The sequence below is a fragment of the Streptomyces panaciradicis genome (genome assembly GCF_023516615.1).
Lineage (GTDB): Bacteria > Actinomycetota > Actinomycetes > Streptomycetales > Streptomycetaceae > Streptomyces > Streptomyces panaciradicis.
The window spans coordinates 21,246-37,889 of sequence record NZ_JAMGBF010000121.1 but is presented as its reverse complement, the minus strand read 5'-3'; the positions used below and the strand labels follow the sequence as shown (position 1 = coordinate 37,889).

At 73.3% G+C, this 16,644-nt stretch carries 14 protein-coding genes; 5 read left to right on the top strand and 9 right to left on the bottom strand.

Annotated features, from left to right (window positions below; genetic code table 11):
- Nucleotides 1-12: 12 nt before the first annotated feature.
- The 3 genes from M8J74_RS32755 to M8J74_RS32745 all read right to left on the bottom strand — a co-directional run bounded on the left by M8J74_RS32755 (nt 13) and on the right by M8J74_RS32745 (nt 2,154).
- A complete protein-coding gene (locus tag M8J74_RS32755; protein ID WP_249839912.1) occupies nt 13-396 on the bottom strand; it encodes a nucleotide pyrophosphohydrolase in 384 nt (127 codons plus the stop codon).
- Nucleotides 348-1,526, bottom strand: coding sequence for an ATP-binding protein (locus tag M8J74_RS32750; RefSeq protein ID WP_249839911.1), 1,179 nt, complete (start codon nt 1,524-1,526; stop codon nt 348-350). The genes M8J74_RS32755 and M8J74_RS32750 overlap by 49 nt, the downstream gene beginning before the upstream one ends.
- A gap of 238 nt (nt 1,527-1,764) precedes the next feature.
- Nucleotides 1,765-2,154, bottom strand: coding sequence for a cell division protein SepF (locus tag M8J74_RS32745; RefSeq protein WP_058922476.1), 390 nt, complete (start codon nt 2,152-2,154; stop codon nt 1,765-1,767).
- A gap of 218 nt (nt 2,155-2,372) precedes the next feature.
- Between M8J74_RS32745 and M8J74_RS32740 the strand changes: the two genes are divergently transcribed.
- Nucleotides 2,373-4,133: a hypothetical protein gene (locus M8J74_RS32740; RefSeq protein WP_249839910.1), complete on the top strand. Its 1,761-nt coding sequence runs from the start codon at nt 2,373-2,375 to the stop codon at nt 4,131-4,133.
- Between the two features lie 163 nt (nt 4,134-4,296).
- Here M8J74_RS32740 and M8J74_RS32735 read toward each other — a convergent pair whose 3' ends face one another.
- Entirely contained in the window at nt 4,297-4,812 is a 516-nt protein-coding gene (locus M8J74_RS32735; protein WP_249839909.1) for a YceI family protein, read from the bottom strand.
- Nucleotides 4,813-4,937: 125 nt separating this feature from the next.
- Here M8J74_RS32735 and M8J74_RS32730 point away from each other — a divergent pair, with 125 nt between their 5' ends.
- Both M8J74_RS32730 and M8J74_RS32725 read left to right on the top strand, forming a co-directional pair.
- On the top strand, nt 4,938-5,441 hold the full coding sequence (locus M8J74_RS32730) for a MarR family winged helix-turn-helix transcriptional regulator (protein ID WP_249839908.1): 504 nt from the start codon (nt 4,938-4,940) through the stop codon (nt 5,439-5,441).
- A 311-nt stretch (nt 5,442-5,752) separates the two neighbouring features.
- Nucleotides 5,753-8,875 carry an FAD-binding and (Fe-S)-binding domain-containing protein gene (locus M8J74_RS32725; RefSeq protein ID WP_249839907.1) on the top strand — a complete coding sequence of 1,041 codons (3,123 nt, stop codon included), beginning with the start codon at nt 5,753-5,755 and terminating at the stop codon, nt 8,873-8,875.
- Between the two features lie 148 nt (nt 8,876-9,023).
- On the opposite strand, the gene M8J74_RS32720 is transcribed toward M8J74_RS32725, so the two are convergent.
- The 5 genes from M8J74_RS32720 to M8J74_RS32700 form a co-directional block, all read right to left on the bottom strand.
- A complete protein-coding gene (locus M8J74_RS32720) occupies nt 9,024-9,626 on the bottom strand; it encodes a sigma-70 family RNA polymerase sigma factor (protein ID WP_249839906.1) in 603 nt (200 codons plus the stop codon).
- A gap of 53 nt (nt 9,627-9,679) precedes the next feature.
- Nucleotides 9,680-10,600, bottom strand: a complete 921-nt coding sequence (locus M8J74_RS32715; RefSeq protein ID WP_249839905.1) for a hypothetical protein — start codon at nt 10,598-10,600, stop codon at nt 9,680-9,682.
- 115 nt (nt 10,601-10,715) lie between these two features.
- Nucleotides 10,716-11,423, bottom strand: a complete 708-nt coding sequence (locus M8J74_RS32710) for a YcnI family copper-binding membrane protein (protein ID WP_308406142.1) — start codon at nt 11,421-11,423, stop codon at nt 10,716-10,718.
- Nucleotides 11,324-12,091 (bottom strand): hypothetical protein, encoded by a 768-nt coding sequence (locus tag M8J74_RS32705; protein WP_308406141.1) that lies wholly within the window; start codon nt 12,089-12,091, stop codon nt 11,324-11,326. Before M8J74_RS32705 ends, M8J74_RS32710 begins: the two co-directional genes overlap by 100 nt.
- Before the next feature lie 288 nt (nt 12,092-12,379).
- Nucleotides 12,380-13,333 carry an XdhC family protein gene (locus tag M8J74_RS32700; protein WP_249839903.1) on the bottom strand — a complete coding sequence of 318 codons (954 nt, stop codon included), beginning with the start codon at nt 13,331-13,333 and terminating at the stop codon, nt 12,380-12,382.
- 227 nt (nt 13,334-13,560) lie between these two features.
- Between M8J74_RS32700 and M8J74_RS32695 the strand changes: the two genes are divergently transcribed.
- Together M8J74_RS32695 and katG are read left to right on the top strand one after the other, a co-directional pair.
- Nucleotides 13,561-13,998, top strand: coding sequence for a Fur family transcriptional regulator (locus M8J74_RS32695; protein WP_058922485.1), 438 nt, complete (start codon nt 13,561-13,563; stop codon nt 13,996-13,998).
- 23 nt (nt 13,999-14,021) lie between these two features.
- Complete coding sequence (katG, locus tag M8J74_RS32690) at nt 14,022-16,211, top strand: catalase/peroxidase HPI (RefSeq protein WP_249839902.1); 2,190 nt, start codon at nt 14,022-14,024, stop codon at nt 16,209-16,211.
- Nucleotides 16,212-16,644: the final 433 nt, after the last annotated feature.

Here is a 16,644-nt window from a genome sequence, read left to right as displayed (position 1 = left end):
TGGAACGGCTCCTTACGGCGCCGGGAACCGCCGCTCGTTGCGGTCGATCTTGGCGTCGAGTGCCGCGAGGGGGTCGATGTCCAGGACCTGGCAGAGCTGGAGCAAGTAGGCGAGGACGTCGGCCACTTCGTCGGTCACCCGGTGCGCGGTGCCGGGGTCGTCCATCACCCGGGCCGACTCCTCCGGCGTCAGCCACTGGAAGATCTCGACGAGTTCGGAGGCCTCCACGCTGAGCGCGGCCACCAGGTTCTTGGGGGTGTGGTACGGCTGCCAGTTGCGGGCGGCGGCGAAGTCGGCGAGCCTGCGCTGCAGTTTCGCCACGTCGAGGGGTTCGCGCGAGGGATCGTTCACGGCTCCAGGTGTACCACCGTGACCCCCTCGGCCCCGGCGGCCCATGAGGCGTCGCCGACCCCGGCGACCACGCGGATGTGGCCGCGTTGCCCCATGCGCGAGGCCAGCCGCAGCAGTTCGCGGCGCTGGCACGGGTCGAGGGAGCGGTCGAAGGCGTCGGCGAGGACGGTGAGCGTCTGCATCGCGGCGGGCACCTCGCCGGCCGCGTCCACCTCCAGCACGCCCGGCCCGGTCAGCAGGACCAGGGCGAGGGCGACGTAGCGCAGTTCGCCGTCGCCGAGCCGCTCGAAGGACGTCCGGAAGCCGTCGCCCCGGTCGAGCAGGCCGCGGACCGTGCCGTCGGCGAGCGGTTCGGCGAGGACGTCCGTCACCGTCCCGGCGCATCCGGCGCGCACCGCGGCGACGAGCTGCGCGTGCCGGCGTCCGCACTCGGCGCGGGTACGCCACAGGACGTCGGCGAGGTTGTCGCAGCCGGGCAGCAGCCGGCCGGAGGCCGCCGGCACCGGCAGGCGCATGCGACCGGGGCGGGGGTCGCAGGCGAAGACGGAGCGCAGGGCGACGACCATCTGCTCGGCGGCGGCGAGCACCTGGCGCTGCCCGTCGGTCTTGCCGGCCACGCGCAGCGGCAGCAGCGCCGTGCCCAGCCGGTCGTCGGGCAGCGGGGCACGGGTCACCGGGGTCGCACCGGCTGTGTGCCAGGCGGCCTGGACGACACGGCGGGCGGGGTCGCGCAGGGCGGTCTCCAGCAGGACCAGGCCACCGCGGGTCAGGCGCTCGCCCACGATGCGCAGTTCGGGCTCGGCCTGTACGGCGACGTCGAGCCGGACCGGTCCTTCGGGGCCGTCGGCCGTGCAGCCGATGCGGAAGCCGCGGCGGCGCTGGGCGTCGGGGCGGGCCCGGTCGGGCACGCAGGCGCCAGGGTCGGGGAACACCTCGGCGACCGGGGCGCCGCCGCCGAGCCGGGCGAGGGCCTCGTAGGCCCGTAACGCGGTGGTCTTCCCGCAGCCGCTGGGCCCGGCGAAGAGCGTGACGGGCCCGATCGCGAACCGCGCGCCACGGTGACCGGCGAAGGCGGACAGCCGCAGTTCGGTCAGGCAGGGGCGGGCCACCGCGGGCCGCTCGGACAGCGGCGGCGGAGGGGCGCCGGGTTCCGGTGACACCGATGACACGCTCATGCCCGGACCGTACGGCTCCGCATTCAGCGGAACCGTTCCACCTCCGCCCGCTTCCCACGAAAGGACGACGGACCCGCCCCGCGTGTGACGACGCCGGTGGTACCGCGGAAGCGCACGACCGCCGGGCCGCGGCGCCGAGCCGAGAGGCTGCCGGCCCCTGCCCCACCTTCGGCTCTGAGGCGGTCCCTTGGCACCCACCCGCGAAGGCCCCGTGCGGCCGCCGCCCGGACGCCCCGGGTCAGCCGCCCGAGACCCCCGCGCTTTCCATCAGGCCCGTCACTTCCGTGCCGGCCGGGGTGAGGAGGAACACGTTGCGGTCCACGCGGTGCATGCCGCTCGCGAGGCCGAAGACGACTCCGGTGCTGAAGTCGAGGACGCGCTTGGCGACCTCCGTCTCCGCGCCGCTCAGGTCGAGAAGCACCGGCACGCCGGCCATCAGGGTCTCGGCGACCTCGCGGGCGTCGCCGAAGACGTTGACCCGCAGGACGACGAAGCGGCGGCGCGGCTCGGTGACCGCTTCAGGGTGCGAGCGATGGTCCACCGCCGACGGCCAGGCGTCCCGGCCCCGCAACGGCACGACCTGGGCGAGCCCCTCCCACTGCTCGTCGGTGACGTCGTACCTGTTCACCGGTTCCCCCCGAACTGACTCGCCTTCATTTCCTGCACCACCCAATTCTTACGCCAAGTCACCCGTTCGGCCCAACAGCGACACGGTCCGCGACTGCCCCACGAGATGCAACCAGCCACACATTCCAGGTCTTACCGGGCTCACACCGGACTCTTCACCTCCGGCCACACCCCGCTCACCGGGCGGGTCTAGCGTCCGATGACGTGCACTTGGCAGAAATGAAGCAGGTGACACCCGGTCGGCGGATGCAGTCGGCGGTGTCCGCCCTACCGGAACAGCCCGCGCAGTGGCACCGCGTCCTGACGCTGCTCGCCGACATCAGCCTCTTCATCGGCACCCGCGCGATCTGGACGCAGGCGGAGAGCCATCGCCCGGCCGTCGCCGCGGCCATATCGGTGTGCTACGCCGCGATCCTGGTGACCGGCGTGCTGACGCTCGTCGTGCGCCGGGCCAGGTCGCTCATGCGCCTCGACGCCGTCGTGCTGGTGACCGCCGTGGCGCTCGCCCTGTGCGCGTGGGCGATGAACCACGGCGGCTCGGACGAGGCCGTGCTGACCACGCAGGCCGCGAAGGAACTGGCCGCCGGCCATCCCGTCTACGGGCAGCCGTGGCCGTGGCTGTTCACCAAGGGCATCGCGCTGACCACGACGTTCAACGGCGGCTACGACTTCACCTACGGCTACCCCCCGCTCGCCCCGCTGCTCACCGCGCCCCTGCTGTGGATCGGGCACGGGGGCGCGCCGGCGACGGCTGTGAGCACGGGCGCGCTGATCGCCGGCACGGTCGTGCTGTGGCGGATGCTGCCCGCGCAGTGGCGGTCGGCGGCCACCATGGCGTGCCTCGGCTTCGGCTTCCTGCCCACCTACGCGCGTGAGGGCTATCCGGCGATCACCGCGCTGGCCCTGCTGATCCCGGTGGTGGTGCGCTGGCCGCGGACCGGGCTGGGCGGGCGGCTGGGAGCGTCCGGCGTGGCCCGGGCCGCGTGCCTGGGTGCCGCGTGCGCGGCGCAGCAGCTGCCCTGGTTCCTGGCGCCGTTCCTGCTGGCCGGGATCTACGCGGTGCGCCGGGGCGAGCTCGGCAGGCGGGCCGCGGCGCTGGTGGTGGCGCGGATCGTGGGCATCGCCGCGACCGTGTGGCTGCTGATCAACACGTACTTCATCGTGAGTGAGCCGGGCACCTGGGCCACCGGTATCGCGCTGCCGCTGATCCAGGGGGCGACCCTGCACGGGCAGGGCCTGGTCGGGGTGTCCCTGTACTACACGCACGGCAGCGACCGGCTCGACTGGTACGGGCACGCGAGCATGCTGCTGGCCGTGGCCCTGCTGGGGCTGCTGGTGCTGTTCATGCGCCGGCTGGGCCCGGCGGCGACCGTGCTGCCCTGGTGCGCCTTCTACCTGGCGACCCGGTCCCAGGACGGCTACTACCTGATGATGACCCCGCTGTGGCTGGCGACCGCGGTCACCGCGCCCCCGGCGGAGTTCGTCCGGGCCTGGCAGCCGCGCCCCCGGATGCTGACCGGCCGCCGGCGGCGCCCGGCGCTGGCCGCGGCGGCCGTTGTGATGGTGGTTCCGGCGCTGGTGAGCGCCGTCGTGGCCGTGACGGGGAAGGCGCCGCTCAGGACGGAGATCGCCGAGGTGGGCCGGACGGCGAGGGACGCGAACGTCCTCACCCGGCTGACCCTGCGGGTCACCAACCGGGACGACAGCGCTCTCGAACCGCACTTCATGCTCACCGTGGGGCAGGGGCTGCGGCAGTACTGGACGACCCTGCGGGGGCCGGCCAGCCTGCCCGGGCACACCTCGGCCGACTATGTGATCCGGCCGGCGCACGGGAGGTTCACCCTGCCGGGGCCGCACGCCCTGCTCCGGCTGCGGGTGTTCACCGCCGACCCGCAGACGCTGTCCAGCAGCGATGTGCACCTGCGGGTGGACGGACAACACCACGGCGGCGGAACCGGGCGGTCCGGCCGGTCCCGCTGAGCGGCGTCGGACGGCCGGGACGGTCCCCTGAGCGGCGCCGGACGGCCGGGACGGTCCCCTGAGCGGCGCCGGACGGCCGGGACGGTCCCGATGAGCGGCGTAAGACGCCGGGCCGGTACCTGTTAAGCGGCGTCAGACAGCCAAGTCGGTCCCCCGAGCGGTGTCAGGCGGCCGAGCGCACGAAGCGGAGCGTGGCGGTGACGGTCGCGGGGCCGCGCATCATGCCCAGCTGGTTCCAGCCGAGGCCGAACTCGGCGCGGTCCACGGTGAACTCGGTCTCCAGGGTCAGCGCGTCGGCGCCGGCGTCCAGCAGGCGCGCGGTGACGGACTGCGGGCGGCTGACGCCGCGCACGGTGAGCTGACCGGAGACCTCGACGGTGTCACCGGAGCGCAGCTGGGCGTCGGGGACCGCGAAGGTGATCTCGGGGTGGTTCGCCACGTCGAAGAAGTCGGCCGAGCGCAGGTGCTCGTCGCGCTTCTTGTGCCCGGTGTCGAGGGAGGCGGCGTCGAGCGTGATCGTTCCGGTGGCGGTCCCGTCGGCGCTCACCTCGCCCCGGCCGCCGACGGCGCCGAAGGCGCCCTTCACGGTGACCAGGTTCCACATGGTCTTGTGGCGCAGGGCGACGGTGGAGGCGGTGGCGTCGAGCTGCCAGACACCGGTTTCGACGGCGACGGTCATGGTCTTCTCCTGGGAGCGGGGGTGGGCGAACGGTTGGTTCAAATTTGGATGACTGGCACGCTAGCCCATTATCCAAATCTGGACAACCTCCTCGTCCAAAAATGGACAATGGGTAGACTCGACGCATGGCCGATCCCGACGAGCGCCCGACCGACCTGCCCGAATGCCCCTCCCTGCGGGGCGGCGGGCTGCTGCCCGATGAGCTGCGGGCCTGGATGGTGATGCTGGCGGCCATGGGCGCGGTGGAGCAGGAGCTGCGGTCGGTCGTCAAGGACCGGCTGGACGTCTCCCACGACGAGTTCCTGATCCTGTGCCTGCTCGCCGAACAGCCCGCGTCGGGCCTGCGCATGACGCGCGTCGCGGAGCTTCTCGGCCGCCCCAAGACCCGGCTGACCTACCAGATCGCCTGCCTCCAGCACGCCGGGCTCGTCACCCGCAAGTCGGTCTGCGGCGACAAGCGGGGCATCGAGGTCGCCCTCACCGACAAGGCCCGCCGGCTGCTGCGCGACGCCTCCGGCACCCTCGCCACGACCGTCACCCGGGCCCTGACCCATGTGATGGGCCCCGATCAGCGCGAGGCCATGCGGGGCCTGATGCCGGAGCTCGCCGGCGAGACCGAGGAGGCGTAGCCGGGGGGCGCATGGCCCTCCGGCTACCTCGGGACGGACGACCCTCCGCTGCCTCGGGACAGATGACCCTCCGCTGCCTCGGGACGGACGACCCTCCGCTGCCTCGGGACAGATGACCCTCCGCTGCCTCGGGACGGACGACCCTCCGCTGCCTCGGGACGGACGACCCTCCGCTGCCTCGGGACAGATGGCCCTCCGGCTGCCTCGGGACGGACGACCCTCCGCTGCCTCGGGGCGGATGGCCCTCCGCCGCCGGGGTACCCGGCGCTCCCGTGCCGTTGCGGCCGTGTCCGTGATCGAAGGAGGGCTCCATGGGCGCGCTGGATCTGCCCGAACCCGTCGTGCGTCGCGAGGGCGCGGCGACGCCCGTCGACTCCTCGAAGCTGGAGGCCGCGCTGCGCGACAGGGTCGACGGCGAGGTCCGCTTCGACGCCGGGAGCCGGGCCGCGTACGCCACCGACGCCTCGAACTTCCGGCAGACCCCGATCGGCGTGGTCGTGCCCCGTACGCCCGAGGCCGCCGCCGAGGCGGTGGCCGTCGCGCGCGAGCACGACGCGCCGGTGCTGTCGCGGGGCGGCGGGACCAGTCTGGCCGGGCAGTGCACCAACACGGCCGTGGTGATCGACTGGTCCAAGTACTGCAACAAGCTGGAGTCCGTGGACCCGGACGCGCGGACCTGTGTCGTACAGCCCGGCATCGTCCTGGACGACCTCAATCGCCAACTCGCCCCGCACGGCCTGCGGTTCGGCCCCGAGCCGGCCACCCACGCCAACTGCTGCATCGGCGGCATGATCGGCAACAACTCCTGCGGCGCCACCGCGCAGGCGTACGGCAAGGTCGTCGACAACATCGCCCGCCTGGAGGTTCTGCTCTACGACGGCACCCGCTTCTGGTGCGGGGAGACGAGCGACGAGGAGTACGCCGAGATCGAGCGGCAGGGCGATCTGCGGGCCGCCGTCTACCGGCGGTTGCGCGCCCTGCGGGACCGGTACGGCGACGAGGTGCGCCGCCGCTACCCCGGCATCCCGCGCCGGGTCTCCGGCTACAACCTGGACTCGCTGCTTCCCGAGTACGGCTTCGACGTCGCCGGACTGCTCGTCGGCAGCGAGTCGACCCTGGTGACCGTGGTGCGGGCGGAGCTGGAACTGGTGCCCGTGGTGAAGGAACGGACGCTGGTGGTGCTCGGGTTCCCGGAGATCTCCGTGGCCGCCGACGCCGTGCCGACGATCCTGCCGTACGAGCCGATCGCCCTGGAGGGCGTCGACGCGCTGCTGCTGAAGGACGAGCGGATCAAGGGCCTCAACCCGAAGGCGCGCGCCGAACTGCCCCAGGGGAAAGCCTTCTTGATGGTGCAGTTCGGCGGGGACACGGCCGAGGAGGCCGACGAGGCGGCGCAGCGGATGCTGGACGGGCTGCACGAGTCCGAGCACGACGCCGAGGTCGCCTTCCTCGACGACCCCACCCACGAGGACGAGTTGTGGCAGGTCCGGGAGGCCGGACTCGGCGCCACCGCGCACGTCCCCGGGAAGCCGGACACCTTCGAGGGCTGGGAGGACTCGGCGGTGCCGCCGGACCGGCTCGGCGACTACCTGCGCCGACTGCGCCGCCTCTTCGACGAGTTCGGCTACCTCAGCGACACCGGGCCCAGCCTCTACGGCCACTTCGGGCAGGGCTGCGTGCACACCCGCATCCCCTTCGACCTGTACACCGCGGACGGCGTGGCCGGCTACCGGCGGTTCATGGAGCGGGCGGCCGACCTGGTCGTGGAGTTCGGCGGGTCCTTCTCCGGGGAGCACGGGGACGGACAGAGCCGGGGCGAGCTGCTGGGGCGGATGTTCGGCGACGACCTGGTCGAGGCGTTCGGGCGGCTCAAGGCCGTCTTCGACCCGCTGAACCGGATGAACCCCGGCAAGGTCGTGGCCCCCTACCGGCTCGACGAGAACCTGCGCCTGGGCGGCGACTGGGCGCCGTACGTCGAACGCGACCTGCACTTCCGCTTCCCCGACGACGGCGGGACGTTCACGGAGGCCGCCAACCGGTGCGTGGGCGTGGGCAAGTGCCGGCAGCTGACCAACTCGGGCGGCTCCGTGATGTGCCCCTCCTACCAGGTCACCCGGGAGGAGGAGCACTCGACGCGGGGCCGGGCCCGGCTGTTGTTCGAGATGATCGACGGGCACGGGGACAGCGCGATCCGGGACGGCTGGCGGTCGGAGGCGGTACGGGACGCGCTCGACCTGTGCCTGGCGTGCAAGGGCTGCAAGAAGGACTGCCCGGCCGACGTCGACATGGCCACCTACAAGGCGGAGTTCCTCTCTCACCACTACGAGGGGCGCCCCTGGCGCAGGCCGCGCTCCGACTGGTCGATGGGCTGGCTGCCGGCCGTGGCCCAGGCCGTCGGCCGCGCCCGGCTCGGGCCGGCCGTCAACGCGCTCACCCACACGCCGGGGCTGTCCGGGGCCGCCGTGGCCGTCGCCGGGGTCGAGGACCGCGAGGTGCCGCTGTTCGCGCACCGGACGCTGCAGCAGTGGTTCGCGGGACGGCGGGAGACGTACGGCGACGGGTCGCGCGGGAGCGTGCTGCTGTGGCCGGACACCTTCACCAACTTCTTCCACCCGCACATCGGGCAGGCCGCGGTGGAGCTGACGGAGCGGGCCGGGTGGCGGGTGGTGCTGCCGCAGGAACCACTGTGCTGCGGCCTGACATGGATCTCGACCGGCCAACTGGGCCTTGCCGAGCGGGTGTTGAAGCGGACCGTGCGGGCGCTCGCCGGGCATGCGCGCTCCGGCGGGCTCGTGGTCGGGATGGAACCGAGCTGCACCACCGTCTTCCGGTCGGACATGGGCGAGCTGTTCCCCGGCGACCGGGACGTGCGCAGGCTGAGCGAGCAGACGGTGACGCTCGCGGAACTGCTCGTCGACCACAGCCCCGGCTACGAACCGCCCCAGGTGCCGGACAGGTCGGCACGGGCGGTGGCGCAGGTGCACTGCCACCAGCACGCGGTCCTCGGCTGGGAGTCCGACCAGGAACTGCTGCGGCGGGCCGGGGTGGACGTCGAACGCCTGGAGTCCGGGTGCTGCGGGCTCGCGGGCAACTTCGGTTTCGAACGGGGGCACTTGGAGGTCAGCGAGGCATGCGCCGAGCGGGTGCTGCTGCCGCGGCTGCGGGAGGAGGACCCCTCGACCGTGGTCCTCGCGGACGGGTTCAGCTGCCGCACCCAGGTGCACGAGTTCGACAGCGGCGGCCACGAGGCCGTGCACGTGGCGGAACTGCTCGCCGCGGCACTGCCCGACGGCCGGTACGGCAGCGCGTACGGCGTCGGCCCGAAGGCGCGGCCCGCCCCGCCGGGACGCCTGGGCAAGGCCCTGGCGCTCGGCGGGGTCGGGGTGGGCGCCGCCGGGGTCGCCGCGGGGCTGATCCGGGGACTGCGCCGGTGACCTGACCAGCCCGGGTGCCGGGCTCGTGGCCGGGACCAGTCCGGCGACACGGGCCCGGGCACGCACCCCCGGAGGGGGCACCCCGGCCACCGCTCGGCTCGGCCGTCGGGCGCCGTCCCCCGCAGCCGCCCCTGCCCCCCGGCGGCGGCTAGGCGAGCTCCAGCTCCCCCGCCAGGGTGGCCCGTGCCCTCGCCACCCGGGAGCGGACCGTCCCCTCCGGGCAGCCGCTCAGCGCCGCCGCCTCCGCGTACGGCAGCCCCAGCAGCTGGGTCAGGACGAAGGCCTGACGGCGCTCGGCGGGCAGCGCGGCGAGCAGGTCCAGCAGCGCGATCCCGTCGTCGAAGCCGGGAAGGCCCCGGGGCTGGGCGTGCTCGGCCGCCAGCTGCCAGTCCGGGCGGTCCGCCAGGCGGGGCCTGGCCGAGGCGCGGCGGTAGCCGTCGACGACCGCGCGGCGGGCGATGGACAGCAGCCAGGCGCGGGCCGAGCAGCGGCCCTCGAAGCGGTGGAGGCTGCCGAGGGCGCGCAGGAAGGTCTCCTGGGCCAGGTCGTCGACGGCCTGCGGGTCGGCGCACAGGTGGGCGACGTAGCGCAGGACGTCGCGGTGCAGCGCGCGTACGAAGTGCTCGACGGCGTCCGGGTCGCCGGCCCGCGCGGCCAGCGCCCAGGCGGTCGCCGCCTCGTCGCGCGCGGCCGGCTCGCCAGGTGTGCCGTCCGTTGTCGGGCATGCCTCAGTCAGGGCAGGGGTGGTCATCCGATGTCCTTCTCGGGTGAGCGGGTGAGGTGGGTGGGTGGCTCCGGCTGTCGTCAGACGACAGCGGTGCCCACCGGCGGACCCCGAGAGGTGATCGTGTGGACGAGCGGAAGCAGGCGCGGCGCCCGGTCGGAGCGCGGGCGGCCGAAGCGCGGACGGGTGTGGTGCGGGCTCGGCGGCGGGACGAGCAGCAGACGCAGCGGTGCCGCCAGCCGGGCGCCGACGGCGCGCAGGATGCGGAAGGCGGCCCGTTCGCCGTGCGCCAGCCACAGACCGCACAGCAGGGCGGCCAGCAGGTGCGCGCCGAGCATGCCGAGGGACGGGGAACCGCCCGCCGCGTGCCCCATGTGCATCCCGCCCATGGAGCCGTGGCCGCTCATGTCCATCCCGGCCATGGTGGCGACGGAGTTCCCGCCGCCCATGTCCATCCCGGCCATGGAGGCGACGGAGTTCCCGCCGCCCGTGCCCGTTCCGCCCATGGAGGCGACGGAGGCCCCGCCGCCCATGTCCATCCCGGCCATGGAGGCGACGGAGTTCCCGCCACCCGTGCCCATTCCGCCCATGGAAGCGACGGAGGCCCCGCCGCCCATGTCCATCCCGGCCATGGAGGCGACGGAGGCCCCGCCGCCCGTGCCCGTTCCGCCCATGGAAGCGACGGAGGCCCCGCCGCCCATGTCCATCCCGGGCATGGTGTCCGGCGCGCCGCCGCCGCTCTCCGCCGCCGATCGCGCGTACGAGAACGCCGCGTGCAGGACCGCCTGGGCGCCGACCACGACGGGCACGATCAGCGCGGGGCCGCGCTCCCGGCCTGCCAGGCACCAGCCGGCGGCGCCGGTCGCGGCCGCGCCGGCGGCCAGGGCCCACGCGGGCACCCGGCCGCCGGACATCACCTCGTGCGCCAGGGCGGCGAGCAGCACGCAGACGGCCGCGAACACCGCGGCCCGCACCGTGCGTGAACACCACCCTGCTGTCATGGCGCCTCATCCTCACACCGGGGATCCGGCCGTCGGCGGAAGGTACGGAAACCCACAGGCACCGCGCTCATCTCACAGCCCGGACCCCGGCCACGAGGAAGAGGCGCCGCGGTCGCTATTCCGGACGGGCCCCGCCGTCACGGCCGCGGGCGAGCGCGAAGCCGGCCGCCGCCAGCCCCAGGACGCCGACGACGAGGCCGGCGACGCCGAGTCCGCGCGCGGTGGAGTCACTGGCGGACGCCGTGGACCCGGTGCTCGCGGCGCTCTTCGAGCTCTCCGGCAGCGGAGTCGTGCCACCGGCGCCCGTGTCGGCGCCCGAGTCGGCCCCCTTGGCGGTCAGCTTCAGCACCGGTGCCGGGCTCTCCGGTTCCTCGTCCCCCTGCGCGGGCTGCTCGATCCAGCGGGTGGTCTTGCCGTCGGAGTAGGTCTGCAGCGTCTTGAAGACCAACTGGTCGGTGTCATCGGGCAGTTGACCGAAGGCCACGTTGAAGTCCGCGTAGTGACCGGGGTCGATCCTGCCGCCGGTCCAGGTGATCTCGGAGACCGCGTCGGTGATGGTGCCGTCGTCGGTCTTGACCGGCTTCTTGAGCTTGGTGTTCGTGACCTTGGCCGTCCAGCCGTCCTGCGGCGAGACGAGCACGCCGAGCAGCGGGTGGCCGGTGGGCAGGAAGACCTGCACCTTGGTGGTGCCGGCGCCGTCCTCCTCGTTGGGGACGCGGAAGGTCAGGACGCCGTCCGTGGCGCCCTTGGCATAGCTCTCGGGGTGGACCGTGACGTGCGCGGAGGCGATGCCCGCCGCGGCGAGCAGCCCGGTGGCGGCCAGGGTGGTGACGACTCCGGCGCGGCGCAGGGTGGCGCGTACTGAGGACATGGGTGGGTGAATCTCCGTACGGGAAAGGTGTGTTGAGGACAGATGGGGTACGGAGTCCCCGGTGGCGGCCCGCGCCGCTGCACCGCGTGCCGCAGCAGCGTCCGCCGCGGCGGCCGGGGGGCACACGGGTACGGGCGTACGACGTCCCGCGCGTCCGGCACGAGACCGGCCCCGCCGCGCACCCGCCACCAGGCCCGCAGGCCCGGCACCAGCGCGGTGGCCCGGCGCAGCAGCGACCACACGGCGGCCTCGCCCCGCCGGAGCCACCAGGTGAGCAGCAGCGCGGCGACGACGTGTGCGGCGCCGGCGTGCGGTGTCACGGTGTGCGCGTGGGACATGCTCATGCCGTGCATGACCATCGTCGGCTGCGGCGCCGCGGCGTCGAAGGCGAGGTGCAGCCCGCCCTGGGCGACGAGCGTCGCCGCCCCGATGGCGCCCAGGGACCGCTCCCGGCCGCCCAGCAGGCATCCGGCGGCGAAGACCGGCGCGAATCCGGCGGCCTGCACCCACACGGGCGGTGTCGTACCGGTCGCCAGTGCGTGCCCTCCGGCGGCGAGCAGCACGCACAGCGCGGCGAACACCGCCGCGCGCAGCCCGCGGACCGGAGCAGACGCCGTCATGGCGCCCGATCCTGTCACGCGGCCCGCCGGGCCCACCGGGCGCGTCCCAGAACCGGCGGCCGCGGGCCGGGAATCGGCAGGCGGGTGCCCCGCGCGGGGACCACGGCGGCGGTCGGCGGGGTCGAACGGCCTGAGGGGCAAGGGAAGTTCCGGAGGGTCGGTCTGCTGTCCGTCGTAGGGATACGGCCGCGAGCACCGGCGCGTTCATCCCACGGAGCCGTTCCTGCCGGTGGCGGCCGGCGGCCCCCGCAGGCGGCAGCCACTCCCCCGCGCCCCCTCGTGTCCTCGTCAGCCCCCGAGCGCCGCCAGGACCTCGGCGCAGATCGCCAGTGCCGTCTCCGCCGGGGTGCGGGCGCCGATGTCCAGGCCGATGGGGCCGTGCACGCGGGCCAGGTCGGCGTCGGTGAGGCCGGTGCGGAGCAGGTCGTCGGCGCGGCGGGCCTGGGTGTGACGGGACCCCAGGGCGCCGACGTACGGGATGCCCGTGGTCAGGGCGGTGCGCAGGGTGGGCACGTCCACGTCGGGCTCATGACTGAGCATGATCAGGCAGGCGGCCGCGGGATGCTCGGCGAGCAGTTCCTCGGCGTCCCGCCCGACGCTCGTCACGGTGGCCTGCCAGCCGAGCAGGCCGGCCTGGGCGACGAGGAGTTCGGCGAGCTCGCCGCCGCCCACGACGACGAGGTGCGGGACGGCCGGGCAGGTCTCGACGAGGACGAGTCCGGCGTCGGCCGCGTGCACCTCGCGTCCGGCGCGGTGACGGGCGAGCAGGGAACGCGCCTGCACGGCCGCCTGCGGCGGGACGTCCGGCCCGTCCACCGCCTCGTCCGGGGTCACGACGGTGCTGACCGCGTGCGTGCGGTCCTCGTCCAGCCAGGTCACCAGCGCCACGTCCGCGCCCGCCGCGAGCAGCTGCCACCAGCGGGGCGGGACGGCGCCCAGCGGCTGGAGCAGGATCTCGGCCTGGCCGCCGCAGGTCAGGCCCGCCTGCGCGACGCCCTCCTGGTGCACGCTCACCTCGCACACGCGGGCCGTGTGGCCGGGCGGCACGGCACAGGCCTCGGTGACGAGCTGCTCGTCGAAGGCGCCCCGGTACAGCCGCCCGGTGTACTGCCCGTCCGAGTCGATCAGCATCGCGTCGGCCGGCCGCCGCGCGCCGAACCCGCGCTCGGTGAGGGGCCGCGCGAGCACCGCCGCCCGGCCTTCGGCCGCCCACCGCCGCGCTGTCTCCGCCAGGTCACGCATGCGCCCAGCGTAGTCAGTGGACGTCCCGGCCGTACCTCTTGCCGGCCGCGGACAGCTCGACGCACGCCGCGCCCACTCCACATTCACCCGCAGGCGTGAACCGTGGCATGAACGCCCTGATCTGCGGGGATCCCGCGGGCAGCCACCAGGGGGCAACCGGCACGCCACCAAACTTGTACGTTTCGTTTTCTTGAATCGTTCGTGTTTAAGCCTGTAGGTTGGTCCCCATGACTTCACCCCAGCCTCCGACCACCGCCGAGGAGCTCCGCGGTGCCGGCCTGCGGGTGACAGCCGCCCGCGTCGCACTGCTCGAGACCGTCCGCGAGGGTGACCACCTCGACGCCGAGACGATCGCCTCGGGCGTGCGCGAGCGGGTCGGCCACATATCCCTTCAAGCGGTGTACGAGGCACTCCACGCACTGACCGGCGCGGGCCTCGTACGGCGCATCGAGCCGCCCGGCAGCCCGGCCAGGTTCGAGGGAAGGGTCGGTGACAACCACCACCACCTCGTCTGCCGGACCTGCGGCGCCGTCTTCGACGTCGACTGCGCGGTCGGCCACGCACCTTGTCTCACCCCGTCCGACGGCCGCGGCTTCGCGCTCGACGAGGCCGAGGTCATCTACTGGGGCCTGTGCCCCGACTGTTCCTCCGCACGCACGGCCTGAGCACCAACCCCGGAAGGATTCCCATGTCTGAGAACAACGCCGCAGAGGCCAAGTGCCCGGTGGCGCACGACCGCGCCCTGCACCCGACCCAGGGCGGGGGCAACCAGCAGTGGTGGCCGGAGCGGCTCAACCTGAAGATCCTCGCCAAGAACCCCGCCGTGGCCAATCCGCTCGGTGAGGACTTCGACTACGCCGCGGCGTTCCAGAGCCTGGACCTCCCGGCGGTCAAGCGCGACATCGCCGAGGTGCTGACGGACTCCAAGGACTGGTGGCCGGCCGACTTCGGCAACTACGGCCCCCTGATGATCCGTATGGCCTGGCACAGCGCGGGCACCTACCGCATCAGCGACGGCCGCGGCGGCGCCGGCGCCGGCCAGCAGCGCTTCGCCCCGCTCAACAGCTGGCCCGACAACGGCAACCTGGACAAGGCCCGCCGTCTGCTGTGGCCGGTGAAGAAGAAGTACGGCAAGAGCCTGTCCTGGGCCGACCTGATGATCCTCGCCGGCAACGTCGCCCTGGAGACCATGGGCTTCGAGACGTTCGGCTTCGGCGGTGGCCGTGAGGACGTCTGGGAGTCGGAGGAGGACGTCTACTGGGGCCCCGAGAAGGTCTGGCTCGACGACCAGCGCTACACGGGCGACCGTGACCTGGAGAGCCCCCTCGGCGCGGTCCAGATGGGCCTGATCTACGTCAACCCCGAGGGCCCGAACGGCAACCCGGACCCGATCGCCGCGGCCCGCGACATCCGCGAGACCTTCCGCCGCATGGCGATGAACGACGAGGAGACCGTCGCCCTCATCGCCGGTGGCCACACCTTCGGCAAGACGCACGGCGCCGGCCCGGCGGACAACGTCGGCCCCGAGCCCGAGGCCGCCCCGATCGAGCAGCAGGGCCTGGGCTGGAAGAGCACCTACGGCACCGGCAAGGCCGGCGACGCGATCACCTCCGGCCTGGAGGTCACCTGGACCGCCACGCCGACCCAGTGGAGCAACGGCTTCTTCAAGAACCTCTTCGAGTACGAGTACGAGCTCACCGAGAGCCCGGCCGGCGCGAAGCAGTGGGTCGCCAAGGACGCCGAGGCGATCGTCCCCGACGCGCACGACGCGACGAAGAAGCACCTGCCGACGATGCTCACGACCGACCTGTCGCTGCGCTTCGACCCGGTCTACGAGCAGATCTCGCGCCGCTTCTACGAGAACCCGGACGAGTTCGCGAAGGCCTTCGCCCGCGCCTGGTTCAAGCTGACCCACCGTGACATGGGCCCGAAGGCGCTGTACCTCGGCCCGGAGGTCCCGGAGGAGACCCTGGTCTGGCAGGACCCGCTGCCGGAGGCCGAGGGCGAGCTCATCGACGCCGCCGACATCGCCTCGCTCAAGGCCAAGCTGCTCGACTCGGGCCTGACCGTCTCCCAGCTGGTGACCACCGCCTGGGCGTCCGCCTCCACCTACCGCAACAGCGACAAGCGCGGCGGTGCCAACGGCGCCCGCATCCGCCTGCAGCCGCAGGCCGGCTGGGAGGTCAACGAGCCCGACAAGCTGGCTCAGGTGCTGCGCGTCCTGGAGGGCATCCAGGCCGGGTTCAACACCGGCGCCAAGAAGGTCTCCCTGGCCGACCTGATCGTCCTCGGCGGTGCCGCAGCCGTGGAGAAGGCCGCCAAGGACGCCGGCTTCGACATCGAGGTGCCCTTCACGCCGGGCCGCGTGGACGCCACGGACGAGCACACCGACGCGGAGTCCTTCGCCGCGCTCGAGCCGCCGGCCGACGGCTTCCGCAACTACCTGGGCAAGGGCAACCGCCTGCCGGCGGAGTTCCTGCTTCTGGACAAGGCGAACCTGCTGGGCCTGAGCGCCCCGGAGATGACCGTCCTGGTCGGCGGTATGCGCGTGCTGGGCGCCAACTACCAGGGCACCGCCCACGGCGTCCTCACCGAGACCCCGGGCAAGCTCACCAACGACTTCTTCGTCAACCTGCTCGACCTGGGCACGACCTGGAAGTCGACCTCGCAGGACCAGACGACCTTCGAGGGCCGCGACGACGCGACCGGCGAGGTGAAGTGGACCGGCACCCGTGCCGACCTCGTCTTCGGCTCGCACTCCGAGCTGCGCGCCCTCGCGGAGGTCTACGCGGCCGACGACGCGAAGGAGAAGTTCGTCAAGGACTTCGTCGCGGCGTGGGTGAAGGTGTCGAACGCGGACCGCTTCGACATCGTCTGATCCACCCGGCCACACGGCCACACGGCACAGCCACCGACGTCCGGGCCGCCCCTCACGGGGCGACCCGGGCGTCGCCGTTTTCCCGGCGCCACACCCGCCAACCCCTCTCGCATGTATCGCCGTCGACTCCGAAACATTTCGCTCTCTCGAGTGCCGCGCAGCGCGCTCCATGCGATCGAACGGCTGGCTTGTATGCCACTTGACCCCGAAGCGGAGCACTGAGCAGACAGTCCACACACTCGGCCGAGCTGCCCTCTCTCCGCGCGATCGTGACGCGGTCGCTCCGGTCGGGTGAACTCCGGATTTCCGAATGTTTCGGAAGCCAATCGGAAACTTCTTCCGGCCGGAGGGTTGACGCTGCACCGTCAACCCTCAATCATCCCTGTCTGAGGAACCGGCTCCCGTTCGAGATTCCGAGCCGCGAAGACCTGGG